The sequence below is a fragment of the Leptospira ainazelensis genome (genome assembly GCF_016918785.1).
Lineage (GTDB): Bacteria > Spirochaetota > Leptospiria > Leptospirales > Leptospiraceae > Leptospira > Leptospira ainazelensis.
This window is the reverse complement of record NZ_JAFFPT010000091.1, coordinates 1-486: the sequence shown is the minus strand read 5'-3', so window position 1 is coordinate 486 and position 486 is coordinate 1. Positions and strand designations below refer to the sequence as shown.

General features: G+C 40.3%; 2 pseudogenes. Both read left to right on the top strand.

The annotated features are described in order from the left end of the window. Nucleotides 1-3 precede the first annotated feature (3 nt). Nucleotides 4-159: pseudogene (locus JWG44_RS22590) on the top strand (transposase); the annotation flags it as partial. Between the two features lie 102 nt (nt 160-261). Continuing rightward, a pseudogene (locus JWG44_RS22585) lies at nt 262-486 on the top strand (hypothetical protein); the annotation flags it as partial.

The following is a 486-nucleotide window of genomic DNA, read 5'->3' as shown; positions in this document are numbered from 1 at the left end:
TCGATGGAGAAGGAACAGATAGTAAAAGAGACGCTGGAAGCTGGAAATTCGGTTTCTTTAGTTGCGAGAAAGTATAATATAGCCCCCAGTCAACTTTTCCAGTGGAGGCGTTTTATGGAAAGCGGCGCAAGCAAAGGAATCGAGAATGAAGAGAACCTGGTTCCTGAATCAGAGTATAAAAAACTCGAACAGAGAATTAAGAATTTAGAACGCCTTCTCGGAAGAAAAACTGAAGAGAACGAAATTCTCAAAGAAGCGGTCATCCTTGCTCGTAAAAAAAAACTAATCTCGCAAAAGCCATTGGAAGGAATCGAAGGTTTCCAATGACAAGAATTGCTTCCGCATTAGGAGTTTCCCGTTCGATTTTTTACTACAAAAATCACCTTCTTCGAACAAAACAATCGATCAGCGAATTCAAAGAGCATATCTTGCAAACGATCAAAGATGTCTGCCATGATAGACCTACCTACGGGTATCCAAGAATTA